Annotated in this window: 6 protein-coding genes; 4 read left to right on the top strand and 2 right to left on the bottom strand. The window is 72.0% G+C overall.

What is annotated here, in order from left to right; all coding sequences use genetic code 11:
- A partial coding sequence (locus tag RIF68_RS24665; RefSeq protein ID WP_309053490.1) for a hypothetical protein occupies positions 1-883 on the bottom strand: 883 nt, incomplete at its 3' end.
- Positions 884-1,133: 250 nt separating this feature from the next.
- Between RIF68_RS24665 and deoC the strand changes: the two genes are divergently transcribed.
- From deoC to RIF68_RS24645, 4 genes are all read left to right on the top strand, one after another.
- Positions 1,134-2,093: a deoxyribose-phosphate aldolase gene (deoC, locus tag RIF68_RS24660; protein WP_309053491.1), complete on the top strand. Its 960-nt coding sequence runs from the start codon at positions 1,134-1,136 to the stop codon at positions 2,091-2,093.
- A gap of 5 nt (positions 2,094-2,098) precedes the next feature.
- Entirely contained in the window at positions 2,099-3,535 is a 1,437-nt protein-coding gene (locus RIF68_RS24655) for an aldehyde dehydrogenase family protein (RefSeq protein ID WP_309053489.1), read from the top strand.
- Entirely contained in the window at positions 3,528-4,424 is an 897-nt protein-coding gene (locus tag RIF68_RS24650; RefSeq protein ID WP_309053488.1) for an aldehyde dehydrogenase family protein, read from the top strand. The genes RIF68_RS24655 and RIF68_RS24650 overlap by 8 nt, the downstream gene beginning before the upstream one ends.
- A gap of 150 nt (positions 4,425-4,574) precedes the next feature.
- On the top strand, positions 4,575-5,270 hold the full coding sequence (locus RIF68_RS24645; protein ID WP_375165163.1) for a uridine kinase: 696 nt from the start codon (positions 4,575-4,577) through the stop codon (positions 5,268-5,270).
- Positions 5,271-5,377: 107 nt separating this feature from the next.
- Here the strand turns inward: RIF68_RS24645 and RIF68_RS24640 are convergent.
- Positions 5,378-5,928: SigE family RNA polymerase sigma factor (locus tag RIF68_RS24640; protein ID WP_309053486.1), on the bottom strand; the 551-nt coding region annotated here is incomplete at its 5' end.

The following is a 5,928-nucleotide window of genomic DNA, read 5'->3' as shown; positions in this document are numbered from 1 at the left end:
GTACGGCCCTGGGGCCCTTCTCCAGGTCGTGGGTGAGCGTCACGGTCAGCTGCGCGAAGACGGAGGGGATGTCCTGGCGGACGGTGCACTCGCCGATGACGACCGGAGTGCCGGCGGCCGGGGCGGTGACGCCGGAGAGCAGCTGCGGGGCGGCCTGCCGCGCCGAGCCGGGCACGTAGGCGGCGAACCCGCCGTCCTCCTCCAGGATCACGACGGCCTTGCCGTAGGTGAGGACCTGGCGGCCGCTCGCCACGTAGGTGTAACCGCGGCCCACGCCGTTGTCGAGGAGCTGGAGGCCGGGGACGCCGTTCCTGCGGTCGAGCTGGACGACGGTGCCGTCCGCGAGCCGGTAGACGCCGGACCGCGCGCCGGGGATGTAGTTGCCGACCCAGTCGTGGGTGGCGCCACCCGGGGTGAGGACGAAGAAGGTGCCGTTGTCGTTGCCGGCGACGGAGCGGCCGTCGGCGGTGAGGGACTCGGTGTACGTGCCCCGGAGGTAGAGGTCGGCCCGGTGGTGCCCCGCGGCGACCTTGTAGATCTTGGCGACGTAGCCGCCCGCCAGCTTCTCGGTGCGGACGAGGGTGCCGGTGGTCGCCGGGGCGGTCGGGGTGGCGGAGGCGGTGGGCGCCGTGGTGGCGGTCGCGGTCGGCGTCGGGGAAGCGGAGGGCGTCGCGGTGGCGGACGCGGAGGGGGCCGCCGGGGCGGTCGGGGTGGCGGTGGCAGCCGGCGTGGCGGTGGCGGTCGCGGGGACCTGGGGGCCGTTCGTCGCGGCCGTCGCCGGACCGTCGGCGGCGAAGGCGGCCCCTGCGGTGAGGACCGGGGTGGTGATCGCGACGCCCGCGACGAGGGCGGTGGCGATGGCGGTGCGAAGGGCGGTGCGCATAACGACTCCAGGAAGCTGGTCAGGGTGGATGGAGAGCCGCATGCCGCTGTTGCTCGGTCCGACTGTGTCCGGTGAGGTCTGGCTGGCTGCAGGAGAAAAATTAGTGATCTTGTATGAGGGAGGCGTCCGCTCCTCGTCACGGGCGTGTGACAGGTCTCACCGCGCCGGACGCGGCGCTGTGACCTCGGGCTCTGCCCGGGGCCTCCCCTGTACAGGTCGCTACGCGCGTAGATATGCTCGACTGGTGACCATGCCCACCACTGCACCCGCAGCCAATGCCTTCGCCGACGTGACCGCGTCCGACAGCGCGCTGCGCCGCTTCCTCCACGGGCTGCCCGGCGTCGACGCCGTCGGCCTGGAGGCGCGCGCCGCGTCCCTCGGCACCCGCTCGATCAAGACCTCGGCCAAGGCGTACGCCATCGACCTGGCCATCTCGATGATCGACCTGACGACGCTCGAAGGCGCGGACACCCCGGGCAAGGTCCGGGCCCTCGCCGCGAAGGCCGTCCATCCCGACCCGACCGACCGCACGACCCCGACGACCGCCGCCGTCTGCGTCTACCCCGACATGGTGGCCACCGCCAAGGCCGCCCTCGCGGGCTCCGGCGTCAAGGTCGCCTCGGTCGCCACCGCCTTCCCGGCGGGCCGCGCCGCCCTCCCCGTGAAGCTGGCCGACACCGCCGACGCGATCGCCGCGGGCGCGGACGAGATCGACATGGTCATCGACCGTGGCGCCTTCCTCGCCGGCCGCTACCTGGAGGTCTACGAGCAGATCGCCGCGATCAAGGCGGAGTGCGGCGACCGCGCCCGCCTCAAGGTGATCTTCGAGACCGGTGAGCTGTCCACGTACGACAACATCCGCCGCGCCTCCTGGCTCGGCATGATGGCCGGCGCGGACTTCATCAAGACCTCGACCGGCAAGGTCGCGGTGAACGCCACCCCCGCGAACACCCTGCTCATGCTGGAGGCGGTGCGCGACTTCCGCGACCGGACCGGCGTGCAGATCGGCGTGAAGCCGGCCGGCGGCATCCGCAACACCAAGGAAGCGATCAAGTTCCTGGTGCTGGTCAACGAGACCGTCGGCGAGGACTGGCTGGACAACCACTGGTTCCGCTTCGGCGCCTCCAGCCTGCTCAACGACCTGCTGATGCAGCGCCAGAAGCTGGCGACCGGCCGCTACTCCGGCCCCGATTACGTGACGGTGGACTGATCAACATGGCATCTGCATTCGAGTACGCACCGGCGCCCGAGTCCCGGTCCGTCGTCGACATCGCCCCCTCCTACGGCCTGTTCATCGACGGCGAGTTCACGGACGCGGCCGACGGCAAGGTCTTCAAGAGCGTCTCCCCCTCCACCGAGGAGGTCCTCTCCGAGGTCGCCCAGGCGGGCGCCGAGGACGTGGACCGCGCGGTGAAGGCGGCCCGCCGGGCGTTCGGGACGTGGTCGGCGCTGCCCGGTTCCGAGCGCGCCAAGTACCTCTTCCGGATCGCCCGGATCATCCAGGAGCGCAGCCGTGAGCTGGCCGTCCTGGAGACCCTCGACAACGGCAAGCCGATCAAGGAGACCCGCGACGCGGACCTGCCCCTGGTCGCGGCGCACTTCTTCTACTACGCGGGCTGGGCCGACAAGCTCGACCACGCCGGGTTCGGCCGCGCCCCGAAGCCGCTGGGCGTGGCCGGCCAGGTCATCCCGTGGAACTTCCCGCTGCTGATGCTGGCCTGGAAGATCGCCCCGGCGCTCGCGACCGGCAACACGGTCGTCCTGAAGCCGGCCGAGACGACCCCGCTCTCCGCCCTGTTCTTCGCGGACATCTGCCGCCAGGCCGGGCTCCCGAAGGGCGTCGTCAACATCCTGCCCGGGTACGGGGACGCCGGCGCCGCGCTGGTCGAGCACCCGGACGTGAACAAGGTCGCCTTCACCGGCTCGACCGCCGTCGGCAAGGCCATCGCGCGTTCCGTCGCCGGCACGGACAAGAAGCTCACCCTGGAGCTGGGCGGCAAGGGCGCCAACATCGTCTTCGACGACGCCCCGCTCGACCAGGCCGTCGAGGGCATCGTCAACGGCATCTTCTTCAACCAGGGCCAGGTCTGCTGCGCGGGCTCGCGGCTCCTCGTCCAGGAGTCCGTCCATGACGAGGTGCTCGACGCGCTGAAGCGCCGCCTGAGCACCCTGCGCCTGGGCGACCCGCTGGACAAGAACACCGACATCGGCGCCATCAACTCGCCCGAGCAGCTGGCCCGCATCACCGCGCTGGTGGAGCAGGGCGAGGCCGAGGGCGCCGAGCGCTGGTCGGCCGCCTGCGAGATCCCGTCGGCGGGGTACTGGTTCGCCCCGACCCTGTTCACCAACGTGACGCAGGCGCACACCGTGGCGCGCGACGAGATCTTCGGCCCGGTCCTGTCGGTGCTGACGTTCCGTACCCCCGACGAGGCCGTCGCGAAGGCCAACAACAGCCAGTACGGCCTGTCGGCCGGCATCTGGACGGAGAAGGGCTCGCGGATCCTCGCCGTGGCGGGCAAGCTCCGGGCCGGTGTCGTCTGGGCCAACACGTTCAACAAGTTCGACCCGACCTCGCCGTTCGGCGGTTACAAGGAGTCGGGCTTCGGCCGCGAGGGCGGCCGTCACGGTCTGGAGGCCTACCTCGATGTCTGAGAAGTCCGAGCAGCGCCTGAGCGTCTTCAAGACCTACAAGCTGTACGTGGGGGGCAAGTTCCCGCGTTCCGAGAGCGGCCGGGTGTACGAGGTGACGGACTCGAAGGGCAAGTGGCTGGCGAACGCCCCGCTCTCCTCCCGCAAGGACGCCCGTGACGCGGTCGTGGCCGCGCGCAAGGCCTTCGGCGGCTGGGCGGGCGCGACCGCGTACAACCGGGGCCAGATCCTCTACCGCGTCGCCGAGATGCTGGAGGGCCGCAAGGGCCAGTTCGTGCACGAGGTCGCGCACGCGGAGGGCCTGTCCAAGAACAAGGCGGCCGAGGTCGTCGAGGCCACGATCGACCGCTGGGTCTGGTACGCGGGCTGGACGGACAAGATCGCGCAGGTCGTGGGCGGGGCGAACCCGGTCGCGGGCCCGTTCTTCAACCTGTCCACCCCGGAGCCGACCGGTGTCGTCGCCGTCATCGCCCCGCAGGAGTCGTCCTTCCTGGGCCTGGTGTCGGTGATCGCCCCGGTGATCGCCACCGGCAGCACGGCGGTCGTCGTGGCGAGCGAGAAGGCCCCGCTGCCGGCGCTCTCCCTGGGTGAGGTGCTCGCCACCTCCGACCTGCCGGGCGGCGTCGTCAACATCCTCTCCGGCAAGGCCGCCGAGATGGGCCCCCACCTGGCGGCCCACCAGGACGTCAACGCGATCGACCTGACCGGCGCGGACGCCGCTCTGGCCCGTGAGCTGGAGATCGCCGCCGCCGACAACCTGAAGCGCGTCCTGCGCCCCCGCGCCGAGGACTTCACCGCGTCCCCCGGCACGGACCGCATGACCGCGTTCCTGGAGACGAAGACGGTCTGGCACCCGACGGGTTCGCTGGGCGCCTCCGGCTCCTCGTACTAGGGGGACACCCCCCAGCCGCACGACGTGACGGCCCCCGGGGCGGCGGGCGACCCGCCTGCCGCCCCGGGGGCCGTCCGGCGTGCCCGCACGGGGGCGGGTCCGCCTCGTCCCCGGCGTGACGGAGCGGGCACGGCACGTGGTCGGGGTGTGATGCTCGATACCAAGCCGCACTCCCGGGGGTCCGCCGCACGCGGGAATGCCTCACACTGGTGTCCCGTGACCTCCCAACCGACACCGACCCGAGTCGTCCTGCTCGCGGGCCCCTCCGGCTCCGGCAAGTCCTCTCTCGCCGCCCGCACCGGACTTCCCGTGCTGCGCCTCGACGACTTCTACAAGGAGGGCGACGACCCGACCCTCCCGCTCGTCCTCGGCAGCTCGGACATCGACTGGGACTCGCCCCGCTCCTGGGACGCGGACGCCGCCGTCGCCGCGATCCTCGACCTGTGCCGTACCGGCCGGACCGACGTCCCGGTGTACGACATCGCCACCAGCTCCCGGGTCGACCGCGACCGCCTGGACATCGGGCGCACCCCGCTGTTCGTGGCGGAGGGCATCTTCGCCGCCGACATCGTGGAGCGCTGCCGGGAGCTCGGTGTGCTCGCCGACGCGCTCTGCCTGCGCGGCCGGCCCTCCACGACCTTCCGCCGCCGTCTGCTGCGTGACCTGCGGGAGGGCCGCAAGTCGGTGCCGTTCCTGCTGCGCCGCGGCTGGCGTCTGATGCGCGCCGAGCGTTCCATCGTCGCCCGGCAGACCGCGCTCGGCGCGCACCCGTGCGCCAAGGCCGAGGCTCTCGGCCGTCTGGCGGCGGCCGCCGCCGGGCGGCACCGGACGCCCGTCGCCCGCTGAACCGACCGCGGACGTGACGCGGGGCCGGACGAGATCCCCCATCTCGCCCGGCCCCGCGTCGTTTCCCCCGTACCCCCGTACGGTCCCCCGTGTTTCCCCCCGTACCCTCAGGCCACCAGCTCGCCGAAGGACTCCTCCTCGTCACGGCCGAAGCTCAGCACCTGGTCCTCGCGCAGTCGCCGCAGCGAGCGCCAGATGCTCGACTTCACCGTGCCGACACTGATGTCCAGGATCTCCGCGATCTCCGGATCGGTGCGGCCCTCGTAGTAGCGCAGCACCAGCATGGTCCGCTGCAGCTCGGGCAGCCGGGCCAGCGCCTGCCACAGCACCGCGCGCAGCTCCGTGCCCCGCATGGCGTCCGTCTCGCCGACCGTCTCCGGCAGCTCCTCGGTCGGGTACTCGTTGAGCTTGCGCCGGCGCCAGGCGCTGATGTGCAGGTTCGTCATGGTGCGACGCAGGTACCCGCCGACGGCCGCCTTGTCGCTGATCCGGTCCCAGGCGCGGTACGTGGAGAACAGCGCGCTCTGGAGCAGGTCCTCGGCCTCGAAACGGTCACCGGTCAGGTGGTAGGCGGTGGCGTACAGGGAGGCCCGGCGCTCCTGGACGTAGGCCGTGAACTCGGCCTCCGAACACGTGGAACGCTCCCCCGTGACCTCCC

Origin of the sequence: Streptomyces sp. (assembly GCF_031178505.1) — a bacterium.
GTDB lineage: Bacteria > Actinomycetota > Actinomycetes > Streptomycetales > Streptomycetaceae > Streptomyces > Streptomyces gulbargensis.
This window is presented reverse-complemented; position numbering and strand designations above follow the sequence as displayed.